Source organism: Pseudomonas sp. MWU12-2037 (genome assembly GCF_023242345.1).
In the GTDB taxonomy this organism is placed as follows: Bacteria; Pseudomonadota; Gammaproteobacteria; order Pseudomonadales; family Pseudomonadaceae; genus Aquipseudomonas; species Aquipseudomonas gingeri_D.
This window is the reverse complement of the sequence record NZ_JALLIZ010000001.1, coordinates 114516-131345: the sequence shown is the minus strand read 5'-3', so window position 1 is coordinate 131345 and position 16830 is coordinate 114516. Positions and strand designations below refer to the sequence as shown.

Genomic DNA, 16830 nt, shown 5'->3' with positions numbered 1-16830 from the left:
ACCGTGCCTCTTTGTGATCATCATTGGCGTTCAAGGTGCCCTTGCGGGCCCGGCGGGCCAGGATTCTGCCGAAATGCTCGCGCGCCGCTTGCGCACGCTGGAATACCTCCAGCAACTGAGGCCCATCCCCGGCATCGACCGCATCGCGCAAGACGTCCAGGTCACCGCGAAAACTGTCCAGCGCACGCAGCACAGCGTCCCGGTTGGCCAGGAAGATATCGTGCCACATCACCGGATCGCTGCCAGCAATCCGCGTGAAATCGCGGAATCCACCGGCGGCGTAGCGAAAAATCTCCAGGTTCTCGTTGCGCTTGGCCAACGAGTCCACCAGGCCGAAGGCCAGCAGGTGCGGTAAATGACTGGTCGCCGCCAGCACTTCGTCGTGACGCTCGACCTGCATGTGCTCGACATCCGCCCCCAGGGCCCGCCAGAGCGCATCGACCGTCGCCAGCGCCGACGGATCGGTCTCGGCCAACGGCGTCAGGATCACCTTGTGCCGACGGAACAGCGCACTGTTGGAGGCCTGCACGCCACTCTGTTCGGACCCGGCAATCGGGTGCCCCGGGACAAAACGCGGCGGCATGGTGCCAAAGGCCCGACCGGCGGCACGCACGACATTGCCCTTGGCACTGCCGACATCCGTGAGGATCGCCTGCCCCAGGTCCATGCCCGCCAGCAAGCCGAGCATTTTCTCCATGGCCAGGATCGGCACCGCCAGCTGAATCACATCGGCGCCCTGGCAAGCCGTCGCCAGATCAGCCTCACAACGATCGACCACGCCCAACTCGACCGCGAGCTCACGGGATTGCGGGTCGAGATCGACACCCACCACTTCCCGGCACAGGCCGCTTTCCCGCAGCCCCTTGGCAAAGGAGCCGCCGATCAAACCCAGGCCGACCACCACAAGGCGGCCGATCATAGGCTTCACAGATTGCATCGACATGACATCAACCACGGGCCAGGACCTTGGCCAGCGCCTCCAGCAAACGACTGTTCTCACTGGCCAGGCCAATGCTGACCCGCAGGTGCTTCGGCAGGCCGTAACCGGCCACCGGACGCACGATCACCCCTTCACGCAGCAGACCCTGGTACACCGGGCCAGCCTCACGACCGACATCGACAGCAATGAAATTGGCCTTCGAGGGAATCCAGCTCAGCCCCAACTGGCGAAAACCTTCTTCCAGTTGCTGCATGCCGGCTTCGTTCAAGCTTCGGCTACCGGCGACATACTCGACATCGTCAAGTGCCGCACGGGCCGCGACCAGCGCCAGGCTGTTGACATTGAACGGTTGGCGAACGCGATTGAGGATATCCGCCACGGCGGGCGACGACAGCGCATAACCGACACGCAAGGCCGCCAGGCCGTAGGCCTTGGAGAAAGTTCGAGAAACCAGCAGGTTCGGATAGCTTGCCAGGTAGTTCAGGCCATCCGGCAGGTCGACACCTTCGGCATATTCGATATAGGCCTCGTCCAGGACCACCAGGACATCCCGTGGCACAGCGGCGAGAAACGTCTCCAGCGCCCGCGGGCCGAACCAGGTACCGGTCGGGTTGTTCGGGTTGGCGACAAACACCACACGGGTATTTTCGTCGATGGCCGCGAGCATCGCCGCCAGGTCATGCCCGAAGTCCTTGGCCGGAGCCACACGGGCCTCGGCATTCACCGCCTGGGTCACGATGGGGTAGATCGCAAAGGCATGTTCGCTGAACACCGCGTTCAGCCCCGGCGCCAGATAGGCACGGGCGACCAGTTCGAGAATATCGTTGGAACCATTGCCCAGGGTCACCTGGCTGGCCTGCACCCGGCACAGCTCGGACAGACGCTGCTTGAGCTCGAAACCATTGCCGTCCGGATAACGGGTCAAATCCGCCAGGGCATCGTGAATCGCCGCCAGGGCCTTGGGACTCGCCCCAAGGGGATTCTCGTTACTCGCCAGCTTGATGATCCGCGCCGGATCAATATCCAGCTCACGGGCCAGTTCATCCACGGGCTTGCCCGGAACGTAAGGCGACAGTTGTTGCACGCCCGGCTGAGCCAGGGCGAGGAAGTTACCGCTCATGATCAACGCCTTTACAGAACCGCTTTCGGGTAGGAGCCCAGCACCTTGAGGGCGACGGCTTCCTGACTGATCTTCTCCAGCACACCCTTGACCAGCGGATCACGGTGATGGCCGACGAAGTCGATAAAGAACACATACGTCCATTTACCACTGCGCGAAGGTCGGGTCTCGATACGCGTCAGGTCAATCCCGTTGTCGTGGAACGGCACCAGCAGCTCGTGGAGCGCGCCAGGCTTGTTGCTCATGGAAACAATGATCGAGGTCTTGTCGTCGCCGGTGGGCGGCACTTCCTGGCTACCGATCATCAGGAACCGCGTGGAGTTGTCCGGACGGTCCTCGATTTTCTCCGCCAGGCGGGTCAAGCCATACAGGCCGGCCGCCATGTCGCCGGCAATCGCCGCCGAGTTCCACTCGCCCTTGACCCGCTTCGCCGCTTCGGCGTTGCTGGAAACCGCCACGCGCTCGACGTTCGGGTAATGGGCGTCCAGCCACTTGCGGCACTGGGCCAGGGACTGGGCGTGGGAGTAGATGCGACTGATGCTGTCGGTCTTGGTGTTTTCGCCCACCAGCAGGTGGTGGTGAATGCGCAGCTCGACTTCACCGCAAATCACCATGTCGTGCTCGAGGAAACTGTCGAGGGTGTGGTTGACCGCACCCTCGGTGGAGTTTTCCACCGGCACCACACCAAAATTCACCGCGCCGGCCGCCACTTCACGGAAGACTTCGTCGATCGCCGCCATCGGCTTGCTGATCACGGCATGGCCGAAATGCTTCATGGCCGCAGCCTGGGTGAAGGTACCTTCAGGACCCAGGTAAGCCACTTTCAGCGGCTGCTCCAGGGCCAGGCAGGAAGACATGATCTCGCGGAACAGCCGCGCCATTTCTTCGTTGCCCAGCGGTCCCTGGTTGCGCTCCATGACCCGCTTGAGCACCTGGGCTTCACGCTCCGGACGATAGAACACCGGCACTTCGCCCTCGGCCAGCGAGGCCATTTTTACCCGCGCGACTTCCTGGGCGCAGCGTGCGCGCTCGCTGATCAGTTCGAGAACTTTCTCATCGAGGCTGTCGATACGCAGGCGCAGTGCCTTGAGTTCTTGCTCGGACATTAGCCGTGTTCCTTCTCGAACGCTGCCATGTACGCCACCAGCGCGTTCACCGCGTTGATGTCGACGGCGTTGTAAATGGAGGCGCGCATGCCACCCACCGAACGGTGGCCCTTGAGATTCAACAGGCCCTGCTCTTCGGCGCCGGCCAGGAACGGCTTGTCCAGGCGATCGTCGGCCAGGCGGAACGGCACGTTCATCCAGGAGCGGTTGGTCTTGTTGATCGGGTTGCTGTACAGGCCGCTGGCGTCGATGAAGTCATACAGCGTGCGCTGCTTGATTTCATTGAGCTTGCCGATGGCTTCGACGCCACCCTGCTCCTTGAGCCACTCGAAAACCAGGCCCGACAGGTACCAGGCCAGGGTCGGCGGGGTGTTGTACATGGAGCCGTTGTCGGCCGCGACCTTGTAGTCGAGCATGGTCGGGCAGATCGAACGGGCGCGACCCAGCAGGTCTTCACGGACAATATTGACGACGATGCCGCTCGGGCCGATGTTCTTCTGCGCACCGGCATAGATCATGCCGAAGCGGGAAATATCCACCGGACGCGAAAGGATGTCCGAGGACATGTCGGTGACCAGCGGCACATCACCGGTTTCCGGAATCCAGTCGAACTCCAGGCCGCCGATGGTTTCGTTCGACACATAGTGAACATAGGCCGCGTCTTTCGACAGCTTCCACTCGTTCTGGCCGGGAATGGCGAAATAGTCATAGGGCTTGGCGCTGGCGGCGACATTGACGTTGCCGAAACGCGAAGCTTCCTCGATGGCTTTCTTCGACCAGATACCGGTCTCGATGTAGTCGGCCTTGCCGCTTTCGGGCAGCAGGTTCAGCGCGACCTGGGCAAATTGCTGGCTGGCGCCGCCCTGCAGGAACAGCACCTTGTAGTTCGAGGGAATATCCAGCAGGTCACGCAGATCCTGCTCGGCCTTGGTGGCGATGGACACGAACTCATCGCTGCGATGGCTCATTTCCATGACCGACAGGCCCTTGCCGTGCCAGTCGAGCAGCTCGGACTGGGCACGCAAAAGGACAGCTTCAGGCAGCGCAGCAGGACCCGCGCAGAAGTTATAGGCTCGTTTGCTCACATCCACTCTCGCTATGCTTTTCAATACACACCGGCCTGCGCCCTACTCCAGACCGGCTACGCCTACGGTGGAGAGTAGAGCAGACAGGCGCTTTTAGTCCTGCGGTTGCGCCTCGTCGGTCGCTGCATCCAGCGCCTGGTCGTCGGCCGCGTCATCGATCAGCACTTCGCCGTCGAACTCGACACCGTCTTCCAGTTCTTCACCTTCGACTTCCGAAGGTTCCTGGACACGCTCCAGGCCCACCAGCGTTTCATCGCTGGCCAGCTTGATCAACGTCACACCCTGGGTATTACGACCCAGGCTGGAGACTTCATCGACACGGGTACGTACCAGCGTGCCCTGGTCGGAAATCAGCATGATCTCCTCACCGTCGAGCACCTGTACCGCACCGACCAGACGGCCGTTACGCTCGTTGCTGACCATGGCGATTACACCCTGGCCGCCGCGCTTGTACTCGGGGAACTCGCTGATCGCGGTGCGCTTGCCGAAGCCGCGCTCGGAAGCCGTGAGAATCTGGCTGCCTTCTTCCGGGATAATCATGGAGATCAGCTTCTGCCCTTCGTTCAGGCGCATGCCGCGCACACCGCGGGCCGTACGACCCATGGCACGGACGTCGGACTCCTTGAAGCGAGTGACCTTGCCGGCGTCGGAGAACAGCATGACCTCACGCTCGCCATCGGTGATCGCGGCGCTGATCAGCACGTCGCCTTCATCCAGCTCCAGGGCGATCAGGCCAACGCTACGCTGACGGCTGAAGGCTTCCAGCGGGGTCTTCTTCACGGTACCGTCGGCGGTCGCCATGAAGATGAAATGACCTTCGGTGTATTCCTCCACCGGCAGCATGGTGGTGATGTATTCACCCTCATCCAGCGGCAACAGGTTCACCAGCGGACGGCCACGGGCGGCACGGGACGCTTCGGGAATTTCGTAGGTCTTGAGCCAGTACACCTTGCCCTTGCTGGAAAACAGCAGCAGCGTGGTGTGACTGTTGGCAACCAGCAGGTGGGCAATGTAGTCCTCGTCCTTGACGCCGGTCGCCGACTTGCCTTTGCCTCCGCGGCGCTGGGCCTGGTAGGCCGCCAACGGCTGCGTCTTGGCGTAGCCGCCGTGGGAGATGGTCACCACGCGCTCTTCTTCCGGGATCATGTCGCCCAGGGTCAGGTCGAGACGGGCATCGAGGATCTCGGTACGGCGCACGTCGCCGTACTCGGCACGAATCACTTCCAGCTCTTCGCGGATCACTTCCATCAGGCGCGTGGCGCTGTTGAGGATGCGGATCAGCTCGCCGATCTGGTTGAGGATCTCCTGGTACTCGGCCAGCAGCTTCTCGTGTTCCAGGCCGGTCAGGCGGTGCAGACGCAGTTCGAGGATGGCCTGCGCCTGTTCCGGCGACAGGAAGTACTTGCCGTCGCGCAGACCATACTGCGGGTCCAGGGTCTCCGGACGGCACGAGTCGGCACCGGCACGCTCGACCATCGCCACGACCGCGGACGATTCCCAAGGCATGCTGATCAGCGCTTCCTTGGCCTCCGACGGCGTCGGCGAGGCCTTGATCAGCGCGATCACCGGGTCGATGTTGGACAGCGCAACGGCCTGGCCTTCGAGGATATGACCACGCTCGCGAGCCTTGCGCAGCTCGAACACGGTACGCCGGGTCACGACTTCGCGACGGTGACGGACGAAGGCTTCCAGCAGGTCCTTGAGGTTGAGGATCCGCGGGCGACCGTCGATCAGCGCAACGATGTTGATACCGAATACGCTTTGCAGCTGGGTCTGGGCATAGAGGTTGTTGAGAATCACCTCTGGCACTTCGCCACGGCGCAACTCGATGACCACGCGCATACCGTCCTTGTCGGACTCGTCGCGCAGCTCGGTGATGCCTTCGAGCTTCTTCTCTTTAACCAGCTCGGCGATCTTCTCGATCAGCCGGGCCTTGTTCAGTTGGTACGGCAGCTCGGTGATGACGATCTGCTGGCGACCACCGACCTTGTCGATGTCTTCGATGGTCGAACGGGCGCGCATGTAGATGCGCCCACGACCGGTGCGATAGGCCTCGATGATACCGGCACGACCGTTGATGATCGCGGCGGTCGGGAAGTCCGGGCCCGGGATGTACTGCATCAGGTCATCGACGGTCAGCTCGGGGTTGTCGATGAGCGCCAGGCAACCGTCGATGACTTCACCGAGGTTGTGCGGCGGGATGTTGGTCGCCATGCCCACGGCGATACCGCTGGAGCCGTTGACCAGCAGGTTGGGGATACGGGTCGGCATGACCGCCGGGATCTGTTCGGTGCCGTCATAGTTCGGCACCCAGTCCACGGTTTCCTTATGCAGGTCGGCCAGCAGCTCGTGCGCCAGCTTGGTCATGCGCACTTCGGTGTATCGCATGGCCGCGGCGTTGTCGCCGTCCACCGAACCGAAGTTGCCCTGGCCGTCGACCAGCAGGTAGCGCAGGGAGAATGGCTGCGCCATCCGAACAATGGTGTCGTAGACAGCGGTATCACCGTGCGGGTGATACTTACCGATCACGTCACCGACCACACGGGCAGATTTCTTGTACGGCTTGTTCCAGTCATTACCCAGTTCGCTCATCGCGAACAGCACACGCCGGTGCACGGGCTTCAAGCCATCGCGCGCATCAGGCAGTGCCCGCCCGACAATCACGCTCATCGCGTAGTCGAGGTAGGACTGTTTCAGCTCGTCTTCGATATTGACCGGGAGGATTTCTTTGGCCAGTTCGCCCATGAGAAGCCTGATTCCTTTTTCTGGTGAAACTTCGTCACATCCATTTGGGACGAACGAAGCTCGCCGCCGCGGGCCTGATGCCCTGCAACGACTTACGACAAATCAACGAGTTATGCCTTGGATCTGCGCAGTGAAGGCAGCCGGTTCGGGCTGCCCTGGAAACCGTCGGATGTTATCACAATCGCCGCCACGCACCTACCCCGACAGAGGCAAGGAAGTAGACGGGCGGCCGCTGCAACCGACCGGGAGCGCGCCGAGAGGGGCTTAGAGGCAAAATGACTGCCTTCTGGACCCACAAAACACCCCATGGCCGGGGACAAAAGCCGGTCAATGCAGGCGTTTGCGACACATCAATTGTGCCATCTTCGCGGTGTCCGGACGCTCGACGATGCCTTTTTCGGTCACGATGACATCGATCAGGTCCGCAGGCGTCACGTCGAAGACCGGATTAAAGGCCTCGACCTCGGCCCCGACCCGATGACCGCCAACACTCAACAGCTCGCTGCCGTCGCGCTCCTCGATCGGGATATCGTCGCCACTGGCCAGGTCCATGTCGATGGTCGAGCTCGGCGCCACCACCATGAAACGCACGCCGTGGTGCATCGCGCAGACCGCAAGCTGATAGGTGCCGATCTTGTTGGCCACATCGCCATTGGCGGTAATGCGGTCGGCCCCGACTATCACCCAGGTCACACCCTTGGTCTTCATGATGTGCGCGGCGGCCGAGTCGGCGTTCAGGGTCACCGGAATGCCTTCGTTGGCCAGCTCCCAGGCGGTCAGGCGCGAGCCTTGCAGCCAGGGTCGGGTTTCATCGGCATAGACCTGCTCGACCATCCCTTCCAGAAAGGCCCCGCGAATCACTCCCAGGGCCGTACCGAAGCCGCCGGTGGCCAGGGCGCCGGTATTGCAGTGGGTGAGAATCGCCTGGGCATTGCCCTGGTGCTTGCGGATCAGGTCGACCCCCAGTTGCGCCATGGTCAGGTTGGCCTCGCGATCACTCTCATGGATCGCCATTGCCTCGGCCTCCAGGGCCGCCAGCGGATCGGCGCCATCCTTGACCCGCTCCAGACGCTCACGCATGCGGTCCAGGGCCCAGAACAGATTGACCGCGGTCGGGCGCGAGTTCGCCAGCAGGGCGAAATCGACTTCCATCGCCGCCAGCCAGTCGCCGCCCTCGGCGATTCGCGACCGTGCCGCCAACACCACGCCATAAGCGGCGCTGATGCCAATGGCCGGTGCACCGCGCACCACCATCGAACGAATCGCCTCGGCGACCCCCGCCGCACTGTCGTAGGCCAGCCAGGTTTCCTCGAACGGCAAAATGCGCTGATCGAGCAGATACAAGGCACCATCACGCCAATCGATGGCCTTCACTTTTTCCGCAGCCAATAGCCGATCGCGCATGATTCACCCCACACTCCGGAACAAAAGCCGCCGATTATAGCGATCCCCCCATGGGGACGCTCGGGTATACTTCGCCATTATTTCAGATAAAGCCTGGAAGCCGTCCACGATGCCGAATACCGCCGCCCCGCTCGATCTTCTCCTGCTGCCGACCTGGCTGGTCCCGGTCGAGCCCGCCGGCGTGGTACTCAAGGAGCATGGCCTGGGCATTCGTGACGGACGCATCGCCTTTATCGGCACTCGGGCCGAGGCCTTGAAACTCGGTGCCAGGGAGGTCCGCGAACTGCCGGAAACCCTGCTCGCCCCCGGCCTGGTCAACGCCCACGGGCATGCCGCCATGACCCTGTTTCGCGGTCTGGCCGACGACCTGCCGCTGATGACCTGGCTGGAGCAGCATATCTGGCCCGCCGAAGCCCAATGGGTCGACGAAGCCTTCGTCCGTGATGGCACCGACCTGGCCATCGCCGAGCAACTCAAGGGTGGCATCACCTGTTTCTCGGACATGTACTTCTTCCCTAAAATCGCCAGCGAACGCGTGCACAACAGCGGCATGCGCGCGCAGATCGCCATTCCGATCCTCGATTTCCCGATCCCCGGCGCCGCCAGCGTCGATGAGTCGCTGCGCCAGGCCATCGAGCTGTTCGGCGACCTGAAGCATCACCCACGGATCAAGATCGCCTTCGGTCCCCATGCACCCTACACCGTTGGCGACGAAAACCTGGAAAAAGTCCGGGTCATCGCCGAAGAGCTCGATGCCGCGATCCACATGCACGTGCATGAGACCGCCTTTGAAGTGCAGCAGTCCGTGGAACAACGCGGCGAGCGTCCGCTGGCGCGCCTGGGCCGCCTCGGCTTGCTTGGCCCACGCTTCCAGGCCGTGCACATGACCCAGATCAGCGATGACGACCTGGCATTGCTGGTAGAAAGCAACAGCAGCGTGATCCACTGCCCGGAATCGAACCTGAAACTGGCCAGCGGTTTCTGCCCGGTGGAGCGCCTGTGGCAAGCCGGCGTGAACGTGGCCGTGGGCACCGATGGCGCGGCGAGCAACAACGACCTCGACCTGCTCGGCGAAACCCGTACCGCCGCTTTGTTGGCAAAGGCCGTCGCCGGTTCCGCCACGGCCCTGGACGCACACCGCGCACTGCGCATGGCGACCCTCAATGGCGCCCGGGCCCTGGGCCTGGAGCAGGAGATCGGTTCGCTGGAAGTCGGCAAGGCCGCGGATATGGTCGCCTTCGACTTGTCAGGCCTGGCCCAGCAGCCGATCTACGACCCGGTGTCGCAACTGATCTACGCCAGCGGCCGCGACTGCGTGCAACATGTCTGGGTCGGCGGCAAGCCGCTGCTCGAAGACCGCCGCCTGACTCGCCTGGACGAACAGCAGTTAGGCGCCACGGCCCGGGCCTGGGGCCAGCGCATCGGCGCCCAGAAGCATTGATTGACGCGCCATAGAGTGCATGATTTGAAGATGACGCAACGCCCGGCGGGCGACATCAACCTGATTTCCAAGCTTTAGAGGATAGTCCATGAGCAACGTCGACCACGCTGAAATCGCCAAGTTCGAAGCCCTCGCCCATCGCTGGTGGGACCGCGAAAGCGAGTTCAAGCCGCTTCACGACATCAACCCGCTGCGGGTCAACTGGATCGACGAGCGGGTCAAGCTGGCCGGCAAGAAGGTCCTCGACGTCGGCTGCGGCGGCGGCATTCTCAGCGAGGCCATGGCCCAGCGCGGTGCCACCGTGATGGGCATCGACATGGGTGAAGCGCCCCTGGCCGTGGCCCAGCTGCACCAGTTGGAGTCCGGTGTCAGCGTCGAGTATCGGCAGATCACCGCCGAAGCCCTGGCCGAGGAAATGCCCGAGCAGTTCGACGTGGTGACCTGTCTGGAAATGCTCGAGCACGTTCCCGACCCGTCCTCGGTGATCCGCGCCTGCTTCCGTATGGTCAAGCCCGGCGGCCAGGTGTTCTTCTCCACCATCAACCGCAATCCCAAGGCCTATCTGTTCGCCATCGTCGGCGCGGAATACATCATGGGCCTGCTGCCGCGCGGCACCCATGACTTCAAGAAATTCATCCGCCCCTCCGAGCTCGGTGCCTGGAGCCGCGAAGCGGGCCTGGCGGTCAAGGACATCATCGGCCTGACCTACAACCCCCTGACCAAGCATTACAAGCTGGCGGCGGACGTCGACGTCAACTACATGATCCAGACCCTGCGCGAGGAGTAACCGATGCGTTTGAGAGCGGTTCTCTTCGACATGGACGGTACCTTGCTCGACACTGCGCCGGACTTCATTGCCATCTGCCAGGCCATGCTCGCCGAGCGCGGCCTGCCGCCAATTGCCGATCGGTCGATTCGCGACGAGATCTCCGGCGGTGCCCGTGCCATGGTCGCCGTGACCTTTATGATGGACCCCGAGTCGCCGGGCTTCGAAGACTTGCGCCAGGAGTTCCTCGAGCGCTACCTCAAGGCCTGCGCCATCCATAGCCGCCTGTTCGACGGCATGGCCGAGCTGTTGGTCGACATCGAGAAGGCCAATCTGCTCTGGGGCGTGGTCACCAACAAGCCGCTGCGCTTCGCCGAGCCGATCATGCAACAGCTGGGGCTGGCAGAGCGCTCGGCGCTGCTGATCTGCCCGGACCATGTGACGAACAGCAAGCCCCACCCGGAGCCGCTGATCCTCGCGTGCAAGATGCTTGATCTCGACCCGGCCAGCGTCTTGTTCGTCGGTGACGACCTGCGCGATATCGAGTCCGGTCGCGACGCCGGTACCCGTACCGCCGCCGTGCGCTACGGTTACATCCACCCGGACGACAACCCCGATCACTGGGGCGCCGATGTGGTGGTCGACCATCCGCTGGAGCTGCGCAAGGTATTGGATAACGCGCTGTGCAGCTGTTGAGCCTGCCAGCTGTTTTACATTTGTAGAGGTTTAGCCATGTTCGATTACTCCGCCCGCCCGGACCTGCTCAAGGACCGCGTCATCCTGGTCACCGGTGCCGGCCGTGGCATCGGCGCCGCCGCCGCCAAGACCTACGCCGCCCACGGTGCCACCGTGCTGTTGCTGGGCAAGACCGAAGCCAACCTGAGCCAGGTCTACGACGAGATCGAAGCCGCCGGCCACCCGCAACCGGCCGTGATCCCGTTCAACCTGGAAACCGCCCTGCCGCACCAGTACGACGAACTGGCGGCCATGATCGAAACCGAATTCGGCCACCTCGACGGCCTGCTGCACAACGCCTCGATCATCGGCCCGCGTACCCCGCTGGAACAGCTCTCCGGCGAAAACTTCATGCGTGTCATGCACGTCAACGTCAACGCCATGTTCATGCTGACCAGCACCTTGCTGCCGCTGCTCAAGCTGTCCCGGGACGGTTCGGTGATCTTCACCTCCAGCAGTGTCGGCCGCAAAGGCCGCGCCTATTGGGGGGCCTATGGCGTGTCCAAGTTCGCTACCGAAGGCCTGATGCAGACCCTGGCCGACGAGCTCGATACCGTGGCCCCGGTGCGCGCCAACAGCATCAACCCCGGCGCCACCCGCACCAGCATGCGCGCCCAGGCATATCCCGGCGAAAACCCGGAAAACAACCCGACACCGCAACAGATCATGCCGGTCTACCTGTACCTGATGGGGCCCGACAGCAGCGGCGTCAACGGCCAGGCCTTCGACGCGCAGTAAACCCTCGCCCCACCGCGCCGCGTGTGCCGGAATACCGGCGCGCGGCGATCTGCCCCCCAAAAGCCATCAGTGCAAGTCAAACAATTGCCGCCCTTGCCGGCCGACGACACTGCCCCTAAAAATCAAATCCCTGAATTCAAACGACTTTTATTCGATTGAACCGATTGGCACGACTTTCGCTCTAACTTCTTCAACACGCAGCGTAAGAGTCGTTTCCAAACCGCTCTTTCGCCCACCCTGTAAGACCGTATTCTGTGCTTAGGGGCTTGCCACCATGAAAACGCCGACCCAGACCAACGCAATTGATTTTGATCGCGCCAGATTGCAACGTCTGGGCTTTGGCCAGCTTCCCCCCGCCCAGCAACGCCCCATCAACCTGGCCCAACTGCGCCATCAACTGACCCTGCAGCTGCAGGTCAGCCTGGAGCCGGAGCGCATCCTGGACATCTTCTTCCGCGAGATCCAGCGCGTGGTGCCACTGGATGCCTTGAGCTACCTGCACCCGGCCAGCGACTTGCGCCTGGAGTTCGGCCAACGCGGCCATCACTTGATCAGCTATAGCCTCAGCCATGAAGGCGAGCAACTGGGCGAGTTGATATTTCGCCGTGGCACCCGCTTCAACGAAGAGGAACTGGGCAATCTGGAATCGGTGCTGGCGAGCCTGCTGTACCCGATGCGCAACGCCCTGCTCTACCGCGCCGCTACCCGCTGCGCACTGCGCGACCCGCTGACCGGAACCGGCAACCGCATCGCCATGGAGCAGGCCCTGCAGCGGGAATTCGAAATGGCGCGCCGCCATGGCCAGCCGATCTCGGTGCTGATGCTGGATATCGACCACTTCAAGCGGATCAATGACAGCCATGGACACAGCGCTGGCGACCAGGTGCTGAAAATCGTTGCGGCGTCGATCAAGGACCAGTTGCGCAACGTCGACCGGGTGTTCCGTTATGGCGGCGAGGAGTTTCTGATCCTGCTGTCCAATACCCACCGCGAGGCCGCGGCCATGGTTGGCGAACGCCTGCGTTATGCGGCCCAAGACCAGGACTACGCCTGCGACGGCCAGTTGATCAACCTGACAGTGAGCCTCGGTTGCGCCACGCTGTTGCCAGGCGAGTCCACCGAAAGCCTGCTACGCCGCGCGGACAATGCCCTGTATGTGGCCAAGCGCGAAGGGCGCAACCGCCTGGCCATGGCAGGTTGAACGCGCGACACAAACCGGAAATTCAAGACTGCACGCAACCCCTGTAGGAGCCAGCTTGCTGGCGATGAGGCCTGTGAGCCTTGCATCGCCTGATCGGCCGCTATCGCCGGCAAGCCGGCTCCCACAGTGACTGCATCGAACTCAGGATCGAGGTGCCACCAGTCAACCCTCGGCGAGAGCGGCCTGGCGCTCGCGGGCGACCGGAGCCTTTTCCCCATGTTCCAACTGCATGCAACGTTCAAGGAACAGATACATGTAGTCATAGCTCTTGCAGATCGCCTGCCGCAGCTCGACCTGCAGTGCCTTGGCGGGATTGTTGCCGGCCAGGGTACAGATGATTTCCAGCGCTTCCCACGGATGGGCATCATCGTACTGGGCATGCATCTTCAACCATTTCATCGCACGCTTGCGGTCTTCCTCCGGGAAAGCCGCGGCATAGACCCCCGTCGAACAGACCAGCGCCGACCACTCGCCGGTGGCCCCTTCAATGGCGTAGTTGGTCGCGGCAATCCCGACGATCAGCGCATCGGCCGAACTGGTATGCCAGCACCAATGACTCAGCGCGTGCAGCTCGGGCGCGACCTGTTGTGCCTGCAGGTCCTCAAGGGTCACGCCGTGGGCGCGGCTCCAATGCAGCCAATAGTCGGCGTGGTTCAGTTCCACGCGGATATTGCGCATCAGCCAACGCCGCGCCATGTCCTCGCCGGGATGGCGGGCAAAACGGGTCTTGGTGAGGTTCTGTGCCATGTATAACGCAAACTGTTCAACCACCGGCCAGCCGCCAATCAGATAGTGGCGCATGGTTTTCGCGCTCAACCTGTTGTCGCGCATCCGCTGGTAAAGTTCGTGTTCGACAACCCGGCGCTTGCTCTCGCTACAGTCCTGAATGAGCTGCTGCGCCCACGCGGGGTAGCTGGAGGCCTCCATAAGTGGGCCGGTTCTGCTGAAAGTGTCGATCACTGTCGGGCTCCTTCTGAGTGGTGATTTAAGCAGATCAGCAAAGGTTTCAGCGGAATGTACCAGGCGCCTTGAACAGGAGAGGCCGGGGTCGAGCGGGCCGACACAACAGGCTGTCACAGGTGAACAACTGCGGCCGCTCGACAATATAGCCTTGAGCATAGTCGACACCGATCTCGAGCAGGGCCTGCTCGATCTGCGGTGTTTCAACGAATTCTGCAATCGTTCGCTTCCCCATGACATGGCCGATGTGATTGATCACCTCGACCATGGCGCGGTTAATCGGGTCGTCCAGCATATCCTTTACGAAACTTCCATCGATCTTCAGGAAGTCTACAGGCAAATGTTTGAGATAGGCGAATGAAGACATTCCCGCGCAAAAGTCGTCCAACGAGAACCGACAGCCCAAGTTCTTGAGTTCATTGATAAATCGTATGGCGCTGCCGAGATTGGAAATGGCGCTGGTTTCAGTTATTTCGAAACAAATCATATCCGGCGGAATGCCATGCAGCTTGAACTGCTCATGCAGGAAGCCGAGGAAGCCGTCGTCGCCAATGGTGGTACCCGACAGATTGATCGCGCACATCGCCATCGCGCCCCCGCGCTTCTGGGCGATGCATTCGGCAATGACCTTGAAGACGTTCTGCACCACCCAGCGATCCAGTTGGGTCATCAGGCCATAACGCTCGGCGGCCGGGATAAAGCTGTCGGGCAGGATCATACGCCCGGCCTCGTCGTGCAAACGCAGGAGGATTTCCACATGCCCACCGGTGTGATCGGTGTGTCCCAGGGCGGCAATTTCCTGGGCATACAGGCAGAACCGGTTTTCCTCCAGGGCCATGTGCAAACGCTGGACCCAGGCCATCTCGCCGAAACGCAAGGACAACTCCGAATCGTCCGCGTGATACACCTGGACCCGGTTGCGACCCTTCTCCTTGGCCATGTAGCAGGCCATGTCCGCCGCCCGCAGCGAAGCCTCCAGGGTGGCCGGTGCCTGGGCAATGTGCACCAGGCCGATACTGACCGTGGTCACGAACGGCCGCCCTTTCCAGACGAAATGCAGGTTCTGCACGGTCTGCCGCAGGCCTTCGGCGATCTTTTCCGCGGCCTCCGACGGGCAGTTCTCCAGCAGGATGCCGAACTCGTCACCGCCCAGACGGGCCAGGGTATCGCCCTCGCGCAAGCCGGATTGCAGCAAGGCACAGATGTGCCGGAGCAATTCATCGCCGGCGGCATGACCGCAGGTGTCATTGACCAGCTTGAACTGGTCCAGGTCGAGGAACATCAAGGAGTGGCGTGCCGGTTGGCGGCTCAGGTTGTACAGCGCCTGTTCCAGGCGATACTCGAATTCACGCCGGTTGGCCAGGCCCGTCAAGGCGTCATGGGTGGCCTGCCAGGACAGGTTGGCAATGTACTGGCGCTCCTGGGTCATATCGTGCAGCACCAGCACCGTCCCACTGACTTTGCCGGCGTTGCGGATCGGCGCGCCCACCAGGGTCACCGACACGGTGCTGCCGTCCAGGCGCTGGATCAGCTTGGAATGCTCGCTGCCACCGCTCAGCCGGCCGCTGAGAATATGTTCGATCAGGGTAAAACCTTCCTCCTGGGCATTTTCGTCGAGCAGGTTGAACAGTGCCGCCAGGGGCAGGCCATGGGCCTGTCCGGCCTTCCAGTGGGTCAGGTGCTCGGCGGCCGGATTCATATAGGCGATGGCGCCTTCCACATCGGTGGTGATGACCCCGTCACCGATCGACTCAAGGGTAATCTGCGCCCGCTCTTTTTCCAGTTGCAAGGCATCGGCAAAGGCATGGCGCTGGGCCAGCAACTTGTGCGTGCGCAGCAAGGCCAGGGCGATCAGGCCCAGGGCGGTGGCCAGGTTGGTGATCAGCAACAAGCGCAGAATGACCCGCGAACCTTCGCCCAGGGCATCGCTGAAGGCTTTAGCAGCCGGTGTCACGCCATCATTGATGGCAAAGATCTGGCTCTTCCAGCGCCGGATATCGTTGTTACTCTCCTGGTTGACCGAGATCGCCCGGTGCATCTGCTGGGCGACAGTGTCCAGTTGCAACAGATAACTGTCGCCCACCGCCCATTTTTCAATGGCTCGTTCCAGGTAACTGAAGTGCCGGAAGTTCAGGTATAACCAGATGATGCTGGAGGCATCGTCGGGGTGGTTGCCGCCTTGCAGTATCCCACGCCGGGCGGCCGCCAGGTCCGGGGTCGGCGAATCCAGGGCGACCCGCAGGTCGTGTCCGCCCTGGGGCACGGCGATCGCTTCCTGGTATTTACGGAAGATCGTTTCGTCGCGACTATCGGCGTACAGGTTGAGGTAGTAGATGGCGTCCTTCTGGCCCTTGGACCAGAGACTCTCGCCCGCCACATAACCGCGCACGGCGGACAGCACATACAGGCTCAGGCAGCCCAGCAGGGCCTGAAACAGGACAACAGCAATAAATGGCCAGACGATGCCCAACAGCCGTGGCGTTCCGAGAGTCCGCGTTTGCTTCATGAGATCCCTTGCATCAGCACTGCCAGATGAGCACTCGAGAGAAATCCACTTCTGATAGCACAGCCTAGGCTAATTTCCATGAC

General features: G+C 62.2%; 12 protein-coding genes and 1 pseudogene. 5 read left to right on the top strand and 8 right to left on the bottom strand.

The genetic code is table 11. The features are described 5' to 3' along the window. Positions 1-4 precede the first annotated feature (4 nt). The 6 genes and pseudogenes from M5B42_RS00620 to mtnA all read right to left on the bottom strand — a co-directional run. A pseudogene (locus M5B42_RS00620) lies at positions 5-955 on the bottom strand (prephenate dehydrogenase/arogenate dehydrogenase family protein); the annotation flags it as partial. Further along, on the bottom strand, positions 948-2060 hold the full coding sequence (gene hisC, locus M5B42_RS00615; protein WP_248744727.1) for a histidinol-phosphate transaminase: 1113 nt from the start codon (positions 2058-2060) through the stop codon (positions 948-950). The gene hisC and the pseudogene M5B42_RS00620, both read right to left, overlap by 8 nt. Before the next feature lie 11 nt (positions 2061-2071). Then, the gene (pheA, locus tag M5B42_RS00610; RefSeq protein WP_017129662.1) at positions 2072-3166 is read right to left on the bottom strand and encodes a prephenate dehydratase; all 1095 of its coding nucleotides are present in this window, start codon (positions 3164-3166) and stop codon (positions 2072-2074) included. Continuing rightward, positions 3166-4251: a 3-phosphoserine/phosphohydroxythreonine transaminase gene (gene serC, locus M5B42_RS00605; RefSeq protein ID WP_103495991.1), complete on the bottom strand. Its 1086-nt coding sequence runs from the start codon at positions 4249-4251 to the stop codon at positions 3166-3168. The genes pheA and serC overlap by 1 nt, the downstream gene beginning before the upstream one ends. A 93-nt stretch (positions 4252-4344) precedes the next feature. Next, a complete protein-coding gene (gene gyrA / locus M5B42_RS00600) occupies positions 4345-6996 on the bottom strand; it encodes a DNA gyrase subunit A (protein ID WP_177100165.1) in 2652 nt (883 codons plus the stop codon). Between the two features lie 327 nt (positions 6997-7323). Beyond that, positions 7324-8400, bottom strand: a complete 1077-nt coding sequence (gene mtnA / locus M5B42_RS00595) for an S-methyl-5-thioribose-1-phosphate isomerase (RefSeq protein WP_248744726.1) — start codon at positions 8398-8400, stop codon at positions 7324-7326. A gap of 109 nt (positions 8401-8509) precedes the next feature. Between mtnA and M5B42_RS00590 the strand changes: the two genes are divergently transcribed. The 5 genes from M5B42_RS00590 to M5B42_RS00570 all read left to right on the top strand — a co-directional run bounded on the left by M5B42_RS00590 (position 8510) and on the right by M5B42_RS00570 (position 13281). Further along, the gene (locus M5B42_RS00590; protein WP_248744725.1) at positions 8510-9841 is read left to right on the top strand and encodes a TRZ/ATZ family hydrolase; all 1332 of its coding nucleotides are present in this window, start codon (positions 8510-8512) and stop codon (positions 9839-9841) included. An 88-nt stretch (positions 9842-9929) separates the two neighbouring features. Next, entirely contained in the window at positions 9930-10628 is a 699-nt protein-coding gene (gene ubiG, locus M5B42_RS00585; RefSeq protein WP_100939083.1) for a bifunctional 2-polyprenyl-6-hydroxyphenol methylase/3-demethylubiquinol 3-O-methyltransferase UbiG, read from the top strand. A gap of 3 nt (positions 10629-10631) precedes the next feature. Next, positions 10632-11303, top strand: coding sequence for an N-acetylmuramic acid 6-phosphate phosphatase MupP (mupP, locus tag M5B42_RS00580; RefSeq protein ID WP_152737267.1), 672 nt, complete (start codon positions 10632-10634; stop codon positions 11301-11303). A 36-nt stretch (positions 11304-11339) separates the two neighbouring features. Continuing rightward, on the top strand, positions 11340-12080 hold the full coding sequence (locus M5B42_RS00575; protein ID WP_152737266.1) for a YciK family oxidoreductase: 741 nt from the start codon (positions 11340-11342) through the stop codon (positions 12078-12080). Positions 12081-12354: 274 nt separating this feature from the next. Then, positions 12355-13281: a GGDEF domain-containing protein gene (locus M5B42_RS00570; protein WP_248744724.1), complete on the top strand. Its 927-nt coding sequence runs from the start codon at positions 12355-12357 to the stop codon at positions 13279-13281. A 162-nt stretch (positions 13282-13443) separates the two neighbouring features. Here the strand turns inward: M5B42_RS00570 and M5B42_RS00565 are convergent, their stop codons facing one another. Beyond that, positions 13444-14241: an iron-containing redox enzyme family protein gene (locus M5B42_RS00565; RefSeq protein WP_103495902.1), complete on the bottom strand. Its 798-nt coding sequence runs from the start codon at positions 14239-14241 to the stop codon at positions 13444-13446. 46 nt (positions 14242-14287) lie between these two features. Further along, positions 14288-16747 (bottom strand): EAL domain-containing protein, encoded by a 2460-nt coding sequence (locus M5B42_RS00560; protein WP_152737264.1) that lies wholly within the window; start codon positions 16745-16747, stop codon positions 14288-14290. Positions 16748-16830: the final 83 nt, after the last annotated feature.